Source organism: Lacticaseibacillus huelsenbergensis (assembly GCF_029726355.1).
GTDB classification, from domain to species: domain Bacteria; phylum Bacillota; class Bacilli; order Lactobacillales; family Lactobacillaceae; genus Lacticaseibacillus; species Lacticaseibacillus casei.
The window spans coordinates 1,319,148-1,335,216 of sequence record NZ_CP120687.1 but is presented as its reverse complement, the minus strand read 5'-3'; the positions used below and the strand labels follow the sequence as shown (position 1 = coordinate 1,335,216).

Annotated in this window: 16 protein-coding genes, 2 pseudogenes and 1 riboswitch; of the genes and pseudogenes, 2 read left to right on the top strand and 16 right to left on the bottom strand. The window is 45.9% G+C overall.

Features of this window, described 5'->3' with window-relative positions; all coding sequences use genetic code 11:
• Positions 1–508: 508 nt before the first annotated feature.
• Positions 509–2,137 carry an ATP-binding cassette domain-containing protein gene (locus LHUE1_RS05995; RefSeq protein ID WP_049172668.1) on the bottom strand — a complete coding sequence of 543 codons (1,629 nt, stop codon included), beginning with the start codon at positions 2,135–2,137 and terminating at the stop codon, positions 509–511.
• A 341-nt stretch (positions 2,138–2,478) separates the two neighbouring features.
• Between LHUE1_RS05995 and LHUE1_RS05990 the strand changes: the two are divergent.
• Positions 2,479–2,740 (top strand): annotated as a pseudogene (locus tag LHUE1_RS05990) (helix-turn-helix domain-containing protein).
• 242 nt (positions 2,741–2,982) lie between these two features.
• Here the strand turns inward: LHUE1_RS05990 and LHUE1_RS05985 are convergent.
• The 15 genes and pseudogenes from LHUE1_RS05985 to LHUE1_RS05915 all read right to left on the bottom strand — a co-directional run bounded on the left by LHUE1_RS05985 (position 2,983) and on the right by LHUE1_RS05915 (position 13,890).
• Positions 2,983–3,849: a DMT family transporter gene (locus LHUE1_RS05985; protein ID WP_277848274.1), complete on the bottom strand. Its 867-nt coding sequence runs from the start codon at positions 3,847–3,849 to the stop codon at positions 2,983–2,985.
• Positions 3,842–4,255 (bottom strand): NUDIX domain-containing protein, encoded by a 414-nt coding sequence (locus tag LHUE1_RS05980; RefSeq protein ID WP_049172665.1) that lies wholly within the window; start codon positions 4,253–4,255, stop codon positions 3,842–3,844. The genes LHUE1_RS05985 and LHUE1_RS05980 overlap by 8 nt, the downstream gene beginning before the upstream one ends.
• Positions 4,256–4,543: 288 nt before the next feature.
• Positions 4,544–4,831 carry a helix-turn-helix transcriptional regulator gene (locus LHUE1_RS05975; protein WP_049172663.1) on the bottom strand — a complete coding sequence of 96 codons (288 nt, stop codon included), beginning with the start codon at positions 4,829–4,831 and terminating at the stop codon, positions 4,544–4,546.
• A gap of 25 nt (positions 4,832–4,856) precedes the next feature.
• Positions 4,857–5,069 (bottom strand): hypothetical protein, encoded by a 213-nt coding sequence (locus LHUE1_RS05970; protein WP_049172661.1) that lies wholly within the window; start codon positions 5,067–5,069, stop codon positions 4,857–4,859.
• 715 nt (positions 5,070–5,784) lie between these two features.
• Positions 5,785–6,135: a YxeA family protein gene (locus LHUE1_RS05965; protein WP_049172658.1), complete on the bottom strand. Its 351-nt coding sequence runs from the start codon at positions 6,133–6,135 to the stop codon at positions 5,785–5,787.
• Entirely contained in the window at positions 6,132–6,809 is a 678-nt protein-coding gene (locus tag LHUE1_RS05960) for an ATP-binding cassette domain-containing protein (RefSeq protein ID WP_049172656.1), read from the bottom strand. Before LHUE1_RS05960 ends, LHUE1_RS05965 begins: the two co-directional genes overlap by 4 nt.
• Before the next feature lie 44 nt (positions 6,810–6,853).
• The gene (locus tag LHUE1_RS05955; protein ID WP_010490058.1) at positions 6,854–7,072 is read right to left on the bottom strand and encodes a hypothetical protein; all 219 of its coding nucleotides are present in this window, start codon (positions 7,070–7,072) and stop codon (positions 6,854–6,856) included.
• Positions 7,073–7,103: 31 nt separating this feature from the next.
• Positions 7,104–7,775 (bottom strand): class I SAM-dependent methyltransferase, encoded by a 672-nt coding sequence (locus tag LHUE1_RS05950; RefSeq protein WP_049172653.1) that lies wholly within the window; start codon positions 7,773–7,775, stop codon positions 7,104–7,106.
• Positions 7,765–8,991 carry an MFS transporter gene (locus tag LHUE1_RS05945; protein WP_044112649.1) on the bottom strand — a complete coding sequence of 409 codons (1,227 nt, stop codon included), beginning with the start codon at positions 8,989–8,991 and terminating at the stop codon, positions 7,765–7,767. The genes LHUE1_RS05950 and LHUE1_RS05945 overlap by 11 nt, the downstream gene beginning before the upstream one ends.
• Positions 8,969–9,709 carry a HesA/MoeB/ThiF family protein gene (locus tag LHUE1_RS05940; protein WP_049172650.1) on the bottom strand — a complete coding sequence of 247 codons (741 nt, stop codon included), beginning with the start codon at positions 9,707–9,709 and terminating at the stop codon, positions 8,969–8,971. Before LHUE1_RS05940 ends, LHUE1_RS05945 begins: the two co-directional genes overlap by 23 nt.
• 83 nt (positions 9,710–9,792) lie before the next feature.
• Entirely contained in the window at positions 9,793–10,056 is a 264-nt protein-coding gene (locus tag LHUE1_RS05935; protein ID WP_010490067.1) for a MoaD/ThiS family protein, read from the bottom strand.
• A 163-nt stretch (positions 10,057–10,219) separates the two neighbouring features.
• Positions 10,220–10,369 (bottom strand): annotated as a pseudogene (locus LHUE1_RS05930) (transposase zinc-binding domain-containing protein); the annotation flags it as partial.
• Positions 10,370–10,439: 70 nt separating this feature from the next.
• Positions 10,440–11,498: an aspartate-semialdehyde dehydrogenase gene (locus LHUE1_RS05925; protein ID WP_049172647.1), complete on the bottom strand. Its 1,059-nt coding sequence runs from the start codon at positions 11,496–11,498 to the stop codon at positions 10,440–10,442.
• A 3-nt stretch (positions 11,499–11,501) separates the two neighbouring features.
• On the bottom strand, positions 11,502–12,509 hold the full coding sequence (dapF, locus tag LHUE1_RS05920) for a diaminopimelate epimerase (protein WP_049172645.1): 1,008 nt from the start codon (positions 12,507–12,509) through the stop codon (positions 11,502–11,504).
• 1 nt (position 12,510) lies between these two features.
• The gene (locus LHUE1_RS05915) at positions 12,511–13,890 is read right to left on the bottom strand and encodes an aspartate kinase (protein ID WP_049172643.1); all 1,380 of its coding nucleotides are present in this window, start codon (positions 13,888–13,890) and stop codon (positions 12,511–12,513) included.
• Positions 13,891–14,395: 505 nt separating this feature from the next.
• Positions 14,396–14,575, top strand: a riboswitch (Lysine riboswitch).
• 136 nt (positions 14,576–14,711) lie between these two features.
• Here LHUE1_RS05915 and lysA point away from each other — a divergent pair.
• Positions 14,712–16,061 carry a diaminopimelate decarboxylase gene (lysA, locus tag LHUE1_RS05910; protein ID WP_049169113.1) on the top strand — a complete coding sequence of 450 codons (1,350 nt, stop codon included), beginning with the start codon at positions 14,712–14,714 and terminating at the stop codon, positions 16,059–16,061.
• Positions 16,062–16,069 lie beyond the last annotated feature (8 nt).

Below are 16,069 nucleotides of genomic sequence, written 5' to 3'. Positions count from 1 at the left end.
CTGGAAAGAGGGTCAGAGCGTGAACTGGCGCGGTTAGAAGTCGGAGTGTAAGTGGCCTTGGGCGCGATGGCCCGGGCTTAGGCCATTGCGACCAAGGTCCTTACACGCAGACTTCTGCGCCAGTGAGCGCGTTTCAAAGCGTGAGCAGGAGCGCTTAGAAATCGGAGTGTAAGTGGCCTCAAGCCTAAATGGCTGGGTTTTGGCCATTTAGGTTTGAGGTCCTTACACGTAGATTTCTGCGACTGCGAACGCGTTTTCGAGTGCGTCGGTCAGCCGAGGTTTGTCACGAGTTTCTATACAAATATGCTTTTTAGATGAACCCATGTTAGAATAATCTTGTCGAAATTGCTCATGAATCATCACCAATCCGCGTAGGCCGTAAGCTGCGCGGATTTTTTGTACTCAAAAAACGACACCCTCGCTAAAAGATACCGCCTTAATGCCGATGCCGGGCTTCGTCGGAATTCATCAGCTGAAAGTTTAGCCGCAAATGCAGCTCACATAACCCTCACTGCATCACAACCGGCGTACCGATATGAAGCAGATGATCATCATGAGTAATCGCAATGACTAATTTACTTTTTGCGAGTTCTTTGAGTAACCCAATAACCGCCGCTCGAATCTCCGGATAGATATTGGCAGTCGGTTCATCCAAGATGTACATGGATGCATTTTCTTTGCCAAATGCCGCTAAAAGACGCACTAACTGCAACTCGCCGCTCGACAGCACATCGACCTTCTCATCATAAATATTCCGGAGATTAAACACGTCCGAATCATAAACTTTTGCAAAAAGCGGTGACCTTTTGACCATTGATAACGGGTCGTTTTGCGTCATTCCGGCTAAATATTCGCGGACCGTCACATGCGGAGATGGGACATCTTGAAACGAAAAACCGATCTCCTTTTTCCGCAATGTCCGCATATCGATTTGCTTCATCTTGATGCCGTTAATTGAAATGTTGCCCTTCAACTCTGGCTGGTAAATCCCTGTCATCGTTCGGACAAACGTACTCTTGCCAACGCCATTGTCCCCAGAAATAACGTATAACCCCGGTGTCTTAAACGAGCAAGATAGATCACGCGAATAGAAAAGTTCCTGTACATCAGATTTTTTCTCAAATCGTTTGATGTTAAAAGCATCAACATCAATCCTGTGAATCCGCGCAACATCCTGCATCCCGGTTTGATCGTCCGCCATGTCCAGAATTTGCTCCATCCGCGCAAGTGAGGCCCGATATGCTTCAGCGCCAATGGCAATGCCAAAAATCTGATCGACTGAATTGAGTAACTGCCCGAAGTACTGGAGAATAATCGCAAAAAAGCCGATGGTGATACTGCCTCTTAAGACTGCCAAGCCGCCGATCACAAAGAAAAGGGTTTGAAACGCCAACTGCATGACGATTTGCCAGGTTGACATCCAGTAATGAATCCAAAAACTTTTGGTGAACGTCTTGAATAGATTGTGACCCACCTGATCAAGCCGCGCTATCTCACTAGGCAGATTTTCCGCGCCCTTAATCTCGACATATCTGCCAATAAAATCGTTTCTGGCCGAATAATAGTCATTCTGTTTGCCTTTTATTTCTAGACTCACCCGGTAAATTTTTCGATGAAAGACAACATAAATAAGAAAATAAACCGGTAAAAAGACAACCATAATGGTGAAAATTTCAGCATTCGCACTAAGAACATAAGCAGTAATGGTGAGCGTCGACACAATGACACTGCACAACCTGACAACTGTGTCAGAGAAAAATGAAACAATTTCAGTTACATCATCATTAATTCGCGCGCTTAAGGTTGTCGGGCTCCACTTTAAGATGCCGAGCGTATTTTTTGTGAACAGTCGGAAAATGATTTTTCGATTTAACTCAAGTACCGTTTTTTGTTTGGTCAGAATCTGAATATGACTTGTAAAAAAGGAAATACCGAGCCTCAGTATGCCAAAGCCCAGCATTAAGCCAAAAAACAGCACAAACAAGCGCGGGTCGCGACTATACACCAAACTATCCAGCAACTTGCCTTCGAGATATGTATTACCGGTGATCAGGCTCGTACTCAGCATCGTAAAGATCACCAAGATGATAAAGGCTGCGCGATGCTTCTTTAGTGTTTGCCATACGACAGCGTTCATTGAGACACCTCCTGAGCGTGAGTTGGCACAGATGAACTAAGGTTAGTTATGGTTTTACGCTCGCAAGAGTTTTTGTCAATGAGAATGCAATTATTATTTAATTTTGTAATTATTTTCTAATTTCTTATTGTTAGCCTTTTCTCTGTCTGAATCCACTACTGGCTTTGAATGCGTGACACCTCCACAAAAAAGTAACTTGAATATATGCAAATCACCAATCTTCAAAACAGACCTATTTGAATAGTTAAGAGATGTCAAAGTCTATCGGTATACATACATATCATATGCACGAGTATGATATAAAGAATCCATAGATTTCAGAAAGGAACGGCATTCAACCCATGAAAATTGATGACTTATTAAAAAAAGAAATGCAGAACCCTGAATTTGCCAGTGCTTATACGCTAGACAAGGAACGCTCGGCGGCAGCCTTGGCACTTTATCACGCACGGGAAGCGGCAGGCCTCACACAAGCTGACCTAACGTGCCGGTGTACCACAGACAACGATTGCTCGAATTGAACGGGGCGATAACGTCTCATTTAATAAATTAGCAGAAATTGCTCATGCTATGGGTAAAAAGGTCTATGTTAAGATCGCTTGATAACTTTACTGGAATCCGATATACGGATTCCAGCCTACATAAAATGACCTGAAATTGCCGAACTTTCCGGGAATTGCAGGTCATTTATATAATCGCAAAGATTTCCATTTGCTAAATTTAATTCGATGAACCTCACTGCGATCCCGATAAAATAATCAACCCACAAGATGCGTACAAATGTTTTGGCCGTTTAATGATCTTGCATTTAGGCCTGAACAGATTGCTTACTATGAATGACTATTTTAGTCAATTTGCGACTTCTTAACCGGCAGCGACATCCAAACAATCGAAAGCACAATTAGGACGCCGCCGAGCAGAAACGCCGGAGTGATTTGAATCGTGAAAAATGGCAACGAGTAGATCAAGACAAAAATTGGGTTAAGCGCTCGGATCAAATTAGCATCGCGAAACGAGATAAACTTTAGACCGCGATAAAACAGTAATAATCCGAGAAAGCCTGAACAAAACGCTGAGATGGCAACGGCACCCATGCCCATGTTGGGTGAAAAAGAGAGCTTGCCGCTTCCAGCCAGTATCAATCCGAGAATAACAACGGCAGTGCCTTGGTCGTATAAGAGTAATATTTTCTCATCAACCTGAGTCAGTGCTTTTTTGGCTAACGTATTCGTCAAAGCGAAGCTGAAGGTGTACCCAAACGCACAGACAAGCCCAATGATGTTGTTCACATTTCCTGAGAAGTCAGATACCAGTGCGGTACCGGCAATGCAAAGCAGAATCGGCACCAGTTCGCGGCGGTCGAATTTTTCATGCAGCATAAGCACCGACAGCAAAATGGCGAAGACAATGTAAAACCGTCCGATCAACCCGACGCTCACCGGATCAAGGAAAAAGAGACTCAGGTATTGCAGGAAAATGCCAAGGCAATTCGTCAGTCCTAAAATCCAGACAACTGGCTGCTTAATCCACACCATTTTTGTTTTGGTCATCGCAATCGTGATCAGCGTCAACACCAGTGAAATAAGTGCATTATAAAAGCTCGCAGCCAGTGGCGATAGCGTGATCATCGACCATTTGTTCATCACCGGCGTCAGCGCCATCACCGCCACCGACGAGCCGTTCAGCAGTAAGCCGTAACGGCGGCTACTCATCTGGCCACCCGATATGGCGGAAAATCTGGCAGTAAACATCGTCATGAAACGATCTGTCAGCATCAGGCAACGGTTCAAGTGACAACTTTCGATCGTCGGTTTCAGAAGACGCCGGAATCGCCTCCAGTCGATCAACCTCGGCGCGGACGACAGCTGTGACGTGTCCGGTTGGTAACACATAATAACCCAACGGCACGATTGAGCTCGGCTTAATCACAGCGCCGGATTCTTCAAACGACTCACGCACCGCCGCTTGGGCAAGGGTTTCACCGGCTTCCAACTTGCCACCCGTCAGCTCCCACTGGCGTTTAGAATTATGTACCCAGATAATGCCGCCATTAAAAAATTGAACAACCAGCACCGAATCCGGCCTTTGCGGAACCGTTTCAAAATGAACCTCGACCATATCGAATCACCTCTTCATTTATTTGGTTAAAAGCGCGGAGGTTGATTGTATAACGGGCATTGTGGGAGTGTCAATCATATTTTTTACTGCTAAGAAGTTTCGTTTCCCGCACAATACAATTTGATCGGCGAGCTGTCCGGCTCCGATCACCATTTGGGCATTTATCTTGATGTTTCTCTGACAATCACTTTCCGTGAGTTTGACGCATCACTATTAGATAAAGGCCAAAAATAAATCGTAAAAATGCGGCAAAAAAGCCCATGCGCGCTGCATGGACCAATTTGTAGCCTAATCATCTACCAAAGTCACATCAAGTGTTTTGCCAAGTGCCATTGCAATTTTGTGCAAAGTGTCAAGACTTGTACTATCGCCCAGTTCAACTCGGGCAATCGTTCTTTGCGGTACACCGGCCGCCACTGCAAGATCTCTTTGCGACAATCCGGCGGCTTCACGTGCTTTCATAAATTGATAAGCAGTCATTAAACGAGCCTTACCCTGATCAAACTGCGCTTTTGCCTCAGGGTGAACCGAATATTTAGCTATCAGATCTTCAATCTTTAACGTCCTCGGTGTCATCCTCAGCCCCCCCCCCTTGCTTTGATCAAATAACGGATCCAAGTGTGACTACCTTATAAAGAACGTTGAAAAGCGAAGCCAACATTGTACCAGCACGCACGTGATACGGCAGTCGCTTCATCTTAGTGGACGGCCACAAAGACAGTAACGTTTGTATCCCAGCAACGATCAACGCTAAAACAATAACCAACGCCAGAACTGCCAACAGCACTATCAGAATCGTCCCAATCACTGCCATGGCTGCTACCTTCTTTCTTGAAAAGCTGCACGTCTGCCAATAGTAGCCATATTATTCCATGGCGACTGAATTGATGTCAATTTTTTGTTTGAGATCTAATACTTCCAAAAGGCCTTTGATCAGCATTTATCGAAAGTTTTGCTTGCATTATCGTATATTCTGGATAATTATTGAAAATACAAATAAAATTATGAGGCGTTGTCGACTGCCCTTGTTGGAGGTCGCGCCCTCTAATCCTTAAAAAGTTGGAGAGTGCTAAATGATATCAGAAAGTGTGAATGAAAAAAAGGTTAAATTGGCTATCAGTGTATTTACTTTAGAAGTAATAATCACTGCAGTCTTCTTTTTCCTTCTCTATCGGCACTTTAAGTCTCACCCCCCCTTTATCTAGCAAGTACGATTCATGACCTCTGTAAACATTGGTGGTTTCTGCTCTTTGTATCCATAGGTAGTTCACTTTTTTCAGTCGTCTACAATGAGTATCGTTTCGCTTTTAGCTCGCTCGTTATACTCCCGGGCATGGCAATTGGATGTGCTTATTTTGGGTATACATTATCCGCCTCTTACCTGGTGATACTTCGAAACCACCCCCTTTTTAAGGTGTTCGCCCGGATAAATTATACAGTGAGCGGTATTGCCGTCTTGACGTTATTATCCGCGCAAATATATATATGGTTTAAGATATGGCAACAGTCAAAAGAAAAATAGGCCATTATCACTTGGTACCCGACTTAGAGGACTGCCGTAGCTTCTTAATAAACGCTTCTTTTGACACATAAGTCACACGTTTTACGTACTGTCCCTTGTGCCTCACCGCTACATACTTCCCATCCGGATCATAGCCGGTCATTTCTTTCAGTACCAGCGTCGGCTTTGTCTGCGTTGCGGTATACAACTCAACATTGCGATAACGCTGTTTTCCTTGTGGGACTTTTGCGTAGCTTGTTTGTTCAGGTACGAATGGATTGATAAGATCTGTCCATTGATTGTGAATCAGCAATATGCCGGCAACCGCAACCATGACCAGTGCTGCCAATGTACTATCCAAAATTTTGGCCTTTTTCATGCAAGCTTCTCCCCCTTAGCGATATTTTCGGTAATGGTGATGCGACAATTTTCGACCCGAATCAAGTAATCACAATGGCGCCAGACCTCAGCTGTATGCGTGGCGACGATGATCGTTGCTTGATCGCCGAAGTCATGAAGTAGATGCTGTGTCACTTCATCGGCATTGGCTGCATCTAGTGAGCCGGTGGGTTCGTCGGCGAAAATAATTGTCGGTTTCTTCAGCAATAAGCGCGCCAAAGCCAGTCGCTGCTGCTCGCCACCGCTAAGTGTAAAAATGCGTTGCTTCAGGCCAACGTTTGCCAACCCCAACTGCTGCAAAACTTCTTTCATAGCAATGGTTTGTTCTTGACGTGGTAGACGCTGATTGGCTAAGCCGATTTTCAGATTATAAGCAACGGTTTCCTTATCGACTAATCCAAAATTCTGAAAAATGAAGCCGAATTTATCCCGCCGCAGCTGAGGTAGATTTTTGGTTGAAACCGGCTGATCATCCACCATGACAGTGCCTGCCGTGGTGGTTTCCAAACCACCGAGAATGTTGAGAAAAGTCGTCTTCCCTGTACCACTTTTACCAATAATGGCATAGCTTTTACCTTGTACCAGCTGACAATTGACATTTTCAAAGATCATTCGCTGGGCAAACTTTTTCGTAAGTCCTTTCACTTCAATCATGTACCTTTTTCCTCTCTTGTCAGTTACTAAATGCGCGCTAGCTCTTAAAGTCCGCGATTCAGCGTTGCCAAAACTCTGCGCTGTGCCCGCCATGCCACGAGTAGAATAATTCCTGCCTCGATGAAAAGATAAGGCGTCAATGCGAATGCGAATTGCCACTTCCCGCGTAAAATCATCACACCACCAATGAGACAGGCATCGATGAAAATATTGGCTAGCAAAAAAGTGCGAATAAATTGATAGTTGAAATTAATGAAGATCATTTCAACAAACTGGCATGTTGTTGAGCAACTGCTATGTTAAAGAAACATTTTGAGCTATGCCTAACCAGTCTCTTATAAGTCCGCCAGGGTACCTCGACCTCTCAGAGTTAACGGGTTTAGGCCCGTATACTATTTTAAAACCGGCATTCTCCAATAAATGGCATATGTCTTGAAAGGACAAATATAGCTTATTAGGTACGTCTGCCCTATATTTTAATTTTAAGCTGCCATTTTTTGACATAGACAAACTTTTCCAATTAGGCCATATATCCGTGCCTATCGCAGGAAGCTCAAAAATCAAGAAACCCTCTTTGGTGAGCCTGTCTTTTAAAAGTCGAAATCTTTCTACGACATTTGGAAAGTTCCCATTGACCAGGACCTCACTACAAATCGTATAATCAAATGCTTTTATATGGGGAAAGGCTTCAGTGTAGCTTCCATAGTCAAAATGAGTAGCATATTGTGGATAATTTTCTTTGGCATTCTTTATACTGGTGTGAGCAATATCACAGGCATACACATTCCAGCCTTCTTTCAATAAAGGAAAAACATTTCTGCCCGTACCAAGTCCAACATAAAGCCCTGCATTTTGTTTAGGAACAGCCTTCTTTATGATCTTCTCTATAGGCAATGGCTTACGTTTATCATTCCATTCTCTTTTGTAGTATTCGTCCCATCTCTTATCTTCACCATCAAAGTTCATCTTTTAGCTCCTCTTTATTTAACCCTCGATACATATACGCATGTGCTGATACCGCTGCGGTTAGAGTAAACATAAGAAAGGATATGAGGCCGTTAGATGACACTGCTGCGCTACCAAACATTGTTGGGCCTAAAATGTTCTGCAACTGTCCCCCCAAATTTATAGCACTCAAGTCAGTGGTTAAGGATTCAGAACGACTATAAATCACCATGTACATCGCTAAGGCAGCACTGCTAAATAACTCGGCTAAGACTTGACTGACTATTAACATTAACAAAGCCATAAAGATGAGAGTATCAATATGCATTACGGTTGTTACGGACGTGACAAGGAATGAAGCTGCTATTATTGCGCCTGATATAACCCATAGCCTATCATATCTTCTATTTTCAGCGGCCCAGGTGTTTACCTTCCCTTGAAATAAGGAAATAACCACTGTATTAATAATAAAGGCCATCGGTGATAGCCAACTATAGTTTTTAAAGTACATGACAACTATTAATGGAACATACACACTCAATAAAGTCCTATGAAAAGAAAACAGGAAATTCTCCATGATAAGCAATCTTCTAAACTTATTTGCCAATGCAGACTTTATCACCTTTATAGATATTGGCTTTTTTAAAACCTTACCAGACGTTACAGCTACACCTTTCAATGCCGTTCTGTATAAAAAAATCACCAGCAAAAAAGACAGGGAATTTGTAATCACAGTTGGCATTAATCCCCAATTTATAGCGAGCAATAAAAAACTAAATCCAGCTCCTAGACCATATCCAATGTTTGTTGGCAACATCATTTTACCCATTAAAACTGTCGCGTCTCTTTTGGATAAAGGCGAAATTATTAGACTTCTAGTTAAAGAAGCAGCAGATCTATCTATAATTCCAAATAAGGACATATATATTAAGAATTGAAGATTGCCACTTATAAACAGCCAGCATAGTGCACCCACGCCTCTTAAAAAATATGAAATTGAAAACAATTTAAGCCTTCCATATTTATCTGCTAAATAACCCACTGGCAGCGATGATATCATCCCTGTTATCGCAGATAAGGTTAGCCCTATCCCAATAATACTCGGAGATACGTGACTGTACGTAGAGAAAAAAACCGTTGAGACACTAACGAATGATCCAGTCCCAAAGGAATCAATTCCTGAAGAAAGCAAAGCAGCAAACTGTATATTGTTTCTAGGCTTTTGTTTTCTTACCACAGGCTGGACACCTCGGATTTTTTGGTATAGGAAGTTTATAATAATCATTTTGAAAGTTTGAGCAGGACATTAAATAGCCTCGCGCTAGCTCTCCTTCCTTCAAAGCAATCTTTAAGACTTCATTAGCACCCATAATCCCGGCAATCCCTGTTCCAATGCCCCAAACAGCTACAGGACCTTTTCTGCTTTCGGGCAAATCTGGGAATGCACATTGTAAGCATGGATCATCGTCAGTTAGTCTTGTAAACGCATAACCATATCCATATTGAGCGGAGACATGAACCATTGGAACTTTATAATCAACAGCATACTGATTCACCATCAATCGTTGCTCAGGACCATCTCCGCCTTCTAGGATCACATCAAATCCACCCAACAGATCATCTATGTTGTCGGGAGTTACCTTTTCGACTGAGTATTCTATTTCAATGTCCGAGTTGAGCAATCTTAACTTCTTGGCAGCGGCTACGGCTTTATATTCACCAATGTCCTCAGTTGTATATAGAATCTGTCTATTCAGGTTGCTTAACTCTACCCTATCAAAATCAATAATTTTAATTTTGCCGATGCCAGCAGCTGCTAGATAATACAGAAGCGGCGACTTCACACCACCAGCGCCAACGCTAACAACGCTAAAGTTGTTTATTAATTGTTGGCCATGCTCCCCAACCTGAGGCATGAGTAATTGTCTATTGTACCGTGAATTGTTAAATTCCATATTATTCTCCTAAAGTTTAAAATATGTGATATTTATAAAATAAAAATGGCCACCTGATTGTAGGTGGCCATTCTTATTTCCGTTTAGCCATCGCAGGTCATAACAGAGGCAAGCATAACCTCGTCATTAGGATTGACTGGTTGATCAACGGTTGCCAATTTTCCGTTAATCAAGACGCGGCAAAGAAGCCGTGGCTTATTGGTTCTCTCATCAAACAAGTTATGTTTCAGGTCGTCATCTTTGAATGCAACATCTTTAACGATCTCGCTCACAGTAGAGCCAGAGGACAAGATGGATCCCTTCCCAAGGCGACCTTCTGCAATACCACGAAGTTTAACATTGACCATAAAATCACTTCCTTTACTTTTGATAAGTCAAAGTTAAGGCAAGCCTAAACAAAATGCAATCCAAATTTTAAAAAATAACGTTTAATTGCTGCCTTATGCTAATTTGATTATCATTTTAAGTTCAGAAGCACAGAGCGCTTTTGGGTCGCTTTTACTTTGCAAAAGCGACCCATTTAGTGTCACGACAGCCTTCACAAACAAATAAACGATAACCTTTTTGAATATCTCCGCAAGATTCAAATTTGGCAACCTCTTTTTTTACCACTGGCCGAATTCTTCGTCCATGGTTCTTCAAAAGTTTATAATCCTTTATACGTTAAAAAAACCGACACCACCCCGCCGCCAAACAGCGACCATACATGGTATCGGTCCTAACATATTTTTTACTTCGGCTGAATCAAGCCCATCGCATCCATCGTCTCCGCAATTTGCATGGAATTCCATGCGGCACCCTTGAGAAGATTATCGGAAACATCCCACATGTGGAAGAAGCGTGGATTTTCTGCATCGGCGCGAATACGCCCGACAAAGACCTCTTTACTGCCAACGGCGTTTCTGGCTTGCGGGTAAAGTTGCTGGCTCGGATCATCTTGAACGACAACGCCGGGCGCCGCTGCTAACTTCGCGCGAATGGCGTCAGCGGTAGCATTGCTATCTTCCACTTCGAAGTAAACTTCTTCTGAGTGGGCGATGGGAACCGGAATGCGGACGCAGGTGGCAGTGACTTTAATCGCATCGCTGTTCATATCGCCGGCCATGATTTTCTTGGTTTCGTGAATCATTTTCCATTCTTCATGGCTGTAGCCGTCTGGTTCGAAAACATCAATCTGCGGCAAGGCGTTGAAGGCGATCGGATAGTGCTTCTTATCGCCAGCAGTCGGTAAAATCTTCGGTTCCAGCGGCTGGTCATCCAGTGCTGCCCGGGTTTCATCGAACAATTCATTCATGGCCGACTGTCCGGCACCGGAAACTGCCTGATAGGTCGAAACGACAACCTGTTTCAAACCAAATGCTTTACGAATTGGCTCCAGCGCTGTGACCATCTGAATTGTTGAACAATTAGGGTTGGCGATGATACCTTGATGATGGCGCAGTGCCTCGGGATTTACTTCTGGCACAACCAATGGAATGTCCGGTTCCATCCGAAAAGCACTGGTATTGTCGACTACCACGGCGCCGGCTTTAACGGCTGCCGGGGCGAACCGTTTGGAAACCGACCCACCAGCGGAAAACAGCGCAATGTCAATGCCTTTAAATGAATCATCGGTTGTTTCGTGAACGGTTAATGTCCCATCGCGAAACGGTACCTTTTTGCCTTCTGAATGCTTACTGGCAAGTGCCAAAACGGATGCAATTGGTAGTTTGCTTTCTGCGACCATTTTCAACATCCGGGTTCCAACAGCTCCGGTTGCACCCACAACTGCTACGTGATAACCACTCATGATTTAAACTCCTTCTGTCAATGTGTCTGCCAATGCGCGATGCGGTAATGCGGCAACGAATCGTTCATAAGCCGCCTGCTCGCTCGTCGGCGCAATAACCGCCTGCTGCAAATCGCCGTCGATCAATGCTGTTTCTGGCAACGTAATCGTGGCGGTGACTGTCGCATTGCCGATTAATTCAATCCAATAATGGTCGTGGTCGCGGTGAACCACCGTTTTGACCATTCCTCCTGGACTATACACGGTATTGACGCGATCCAACGCTGCTTGGTTGGGATGGGTCAAGATAAACGCCAGGGTCGTTGCTGACATGCCGGTACCGCAAGCATTGGTAAACCCGACGCCGCGCTCATAGGTCCGGGCAAACAGCGTATCCTGCCCTAAGATTTCGGCAAATGTGACGTTAACCCCTTCCGGAAAATAAGGATTTTCCCCGTTCAATTGCTTGCCAATCCGTTCAAGATCCGGACCAGCCAACTCGTCTTTGGACACAAACGCAATCAAGTGCGGATTGGGCACGGCAACCGCGGTGAACTTCAGATGCGGATGAATGGCCGGCAAAACGGTGTCAACAATGCGATCCGTGCCTAAATTAGCAAACGGCAAAGCCTGTGGCACAAAACTAACCGGGGAAATTTCAACCGAATACGCCGGTACGCCGGTTGCTAATGGCTTCTGCTTGGCGACCGCCAAATCCGCAAAGTCAGTGTGGACCCGGAACGATGTTTGGCCGGTTTTTTCACTTAAATATCGCGCCACTGTCCGCAACCCGTTGCCACAAAGCTTGGCAAAGCTGCCGTCTGTATTAACGACGGTCATTTCCCCCGCTGTTCCGGGTGCATCCGTAATCGCCAAAACGCCGTCCGCACCGCCTAGCAAACCGGTCTGACTGTCGGTTAGCCGTTGCGTCAATGTCGCCAGCTGCGTCTTCGTCAACGGCTGGGTCAGTTGCGTTTCATCCAATAAAAAGAAACTATTTTCGGAACCGTGAACTTTTTGCAATGTCACCATGTTAGTGTACCTCCAGACGCTGATTAATCGGAATGAAAAAGGCGTTGTAAATTGCCTTGACCGCGCGATTGGCTGACTCCCGCGAGGTGCCTAGCATCAGTGAAATCTGCGAGGCGCCTTCGTTGATCATCGACACGTGAACACCGGCACTCGCTAACGGCTGCAAAATCGTCTGAATCAAGCCAGTCCGCTGCGCCATTCCTTCGCCGACAACCATGATAATCGCGTAATCATCGATCCACTTCAAAACATCGGGATGGACCGCCGCTTGGATCTCATCGCACACAGCCTTCCGCTTGGCCTCGTTCAGCTGTCGATCATCCAGAATAATCGTCAGATCGTCAATCCCGCTTGGCATATGCTCGTAGCTGATGCCGTGTCGCTCCAAAACCTGCAGCAACTTCAGTGTAAAACCGACTTCCTTATTCAATAGATAACGATGCAGGTAAATGGCGCCGAAGTGTTGCGAACTCACGATGCCGGTAATGGCGTGCTTCGGAACAAAATGCTGTTCGGGAACAATCATGGTCCCAGGAGCATCGGGATGATTAGTGTTCTTCAAATTAATGGGAATCTGTCCCGCAATGGCTGGCAAAATTGCTTCATCATGAAAAACGCCAAACCCACCATATGAAAGCTCCCGCATTTCCCGATAAGTCATTTCCTGAATCATCTGGGGATTTGCCACCACACGCGGATCAGCTGCGGCAACCCCATCCACATCGGTAAAGTTTTCATATAAGTCGGCGTGAAAACCGTTGGCGAGAATGGCTCCGGTGATATCGGAACCGCCGCGCGAAAAAGTGGCAACGGCACCTTTACTGGTATACCCATAGAACCCAGGCACCACCAGCACACCCAGCGGTCGACTAAAAGTTTCCAAATGCGTGTAAGTTTCACGTGAAACTTCCGCATCATTCGGATCATCGGTCACCACGATGCCCAAGTCTTTCGGCTCGCCATAAGTAGCTTCAATACCTTCATGATTCAAAACGGCGGTCATCAGAAACGCATTCAACTTTTCGCCGCGAGCCTTGAATCCGGCCAGAAGATAATCGCGATTGGCAAATGCCTTTTTCGGTAATTGGTATAGTTCTTTTCTGATTTGCTGCATGACTTGGGGATCAAGTCCGAAATCATCGGCGATTGCGTGATAACGCGCAACAATTTCGGTAACGACTGCAGTTGCATTTTCATGGCGCAAGACCGCTTGGGCATACTGAATCAACAAGTCTGTCACTTTAACGTCACCGGGATGCCGTTTACCAGGCGCGCTAGTCACCATCACCTGCCGCGCAGGATTTGCTTTCATGATTGCCACAACTTTGGCAAACTGCGACCCATTTGCTAATGATGACCCGCCAAACTTTACGACCCGCACGATAAACTGCCTCCCTAATGGGTTCTCTATCGCAAGCAACTCGCAGCTATTCGCTCACAGACATCGCGTTTCGCCAACTCGTTTCTGCAAATGAGAACTCTGTCATTTTATTTTGTACTTTAGCAGACTCTCGCAGAAACACAACCCCCAGCGGCGGCGGAAAATCGGCATGTTCTACCGGCATTGCATAGAAACAAAGTGTTGAAATTTGTTTCTAATTTTTTTGCTCAAACAGGTGGCGAGTGAGTTTTGGGTATCAGGTGACGAAAAGTTAGTTGGTGCAGGAACGTGCCTGTATGTAAAGAGTTTGAGCGCAATGGCTAACGCTCACTGGTTTTCTCTGCTGCTCTCGTTAACGCGTTCACTGGGCCAGAAACCTGCGTGTAAGGACCTCAGGCGCAATGGCCAAGTTCGGGCCATCACGCCTGAGGCCACTTACACTCCGGTTTCTAACCGGCCCAGTTCACGCTCTTGACGCTTTCGTTTTTTTATTATAGTCTGGTGATAAACAGATAGAGGTTGCAACCAACATGAGTATCCGAATCGAGCGAGATCCTTCGCGGTGACGTTTGGTGAAAGGGGCGGTTGCCGAAATGGGGGCGCCGGGATCGGCAAGCCTGTTGGGCCAGGGTTGAATAAATCCTGTACTGTCGCTTAGAAACCTAAGCGGGGCGCTATCATTCAAGTAGATTGCAAGTTGGGATCTTTTTGTTTGACGCGTGGCCAAACAAAAGGATCCCTTTTCGTTTGCCATTGCCCTGCCGTAACGCGTTCACTGGGCCAGAAACCGGCCCAGTGAACGCTCAAGGAGGATGCCTGATATGAATTTTGCTACAAATCAAGAAGGTCAATTAACCATCGGCGGCGTTGCGGCCAGTCAGCTGGCGCACACGTTTCAAACGCCGCTTTACGTGTATGATGTCGAAGCGATTCGCCACCAGATTCGCGCGTTTAAACAAGTTTTTGAGGCTGCCAACGTCCGTTATGCTGTCAGTTATGCTTCCAAGGCGTTTGCGACCATTGCGATGTACGATATCGCGAAGGCTGAAGACATTCACGTCGATGTGGTTTCCGGCGGAGAATTGTACACGGCTAAGGCCGCCGATTTTCCCATGGCAAAAGTCAGCTTTCATGGCAATAACAAAAGCAAAGCTGAGCTGCAACAAGCACTGGATGCCGGCGTCGGCACGATCATCGTGGACAATTTTCATGAATTGGATCTGCTTGATGAGCTCTTGAACGCAGCAGTTGGCCAACAAGATGTTTTGATTCGGGTCGCTCCTGGGATTAGTGCCCACACCCATGCTTATGATCAAACTGGTCAAACCGATAGTAAATTCGGCTTTGATCTTGAAAGCGGACAGGCAGATGAAGCAGCCAAGCAGATTTTAGCCGACGAACATCTGAATCTGCTCGGCATCCACGCCCATATCGGTTCGCAGATTTTTGAAGTAGCCGGATTTGAAGCCGTCACCCAAAAGCTGCTGGCTGTCCTTGACAATTGGCACCGGCAATTCGGTTTCACCCCGCAAGTGCTCAATGTCGGCGGTGGTTTCGGGATTGCTTACACCAGTCAGGATGATCCGTTGCCGCCAGAAGCGTTTGTCAAAGCCATTCTGAGCACCCTCAAGACGCAAAGCAGCCAGCTTGATTGGCAGCTTCCGGCAGTCTGGATTGAACCGGGGCGGTCGATTGTCGGCCCCGCCGGCTACAGCCTTTACACGGTCGGCAGCCGTAAAGACGTACCTGGGCTGCGGCCATATGTTGCAGTTGACGGCGGCATGGGCGACAACATTCGGCCCGCCCTTTATCAGGCGCAATACACTGCGGTGGTTGCCGATCACCCGACCGCCAAGCCAACCGAGCATGTCCATCTCGTCGGCAAGTACTGCGAATCCGGGGATATTTTAATCGACGATGCCCCATTGCCCGCCACGCAGCCAGGTGATGTCGTTGCCGTTTTCGACACCGGCGCTTATGGCTACTCCATGGCATCCAACTACAACCGCAACCCGCGGCCGGCCGTCGTTTTCGTTGAAAATGGCCAAGCTCAGCTGGTCGTCACGCGCGAAACTTACGCTGACTTGATTCAGCACGATCACCACTACGCCGCACCGAGCTCGTCAGCACCCGCAACCACCGCCAACAACGCTACTACCGCAACCAAATAGGAGGCCAT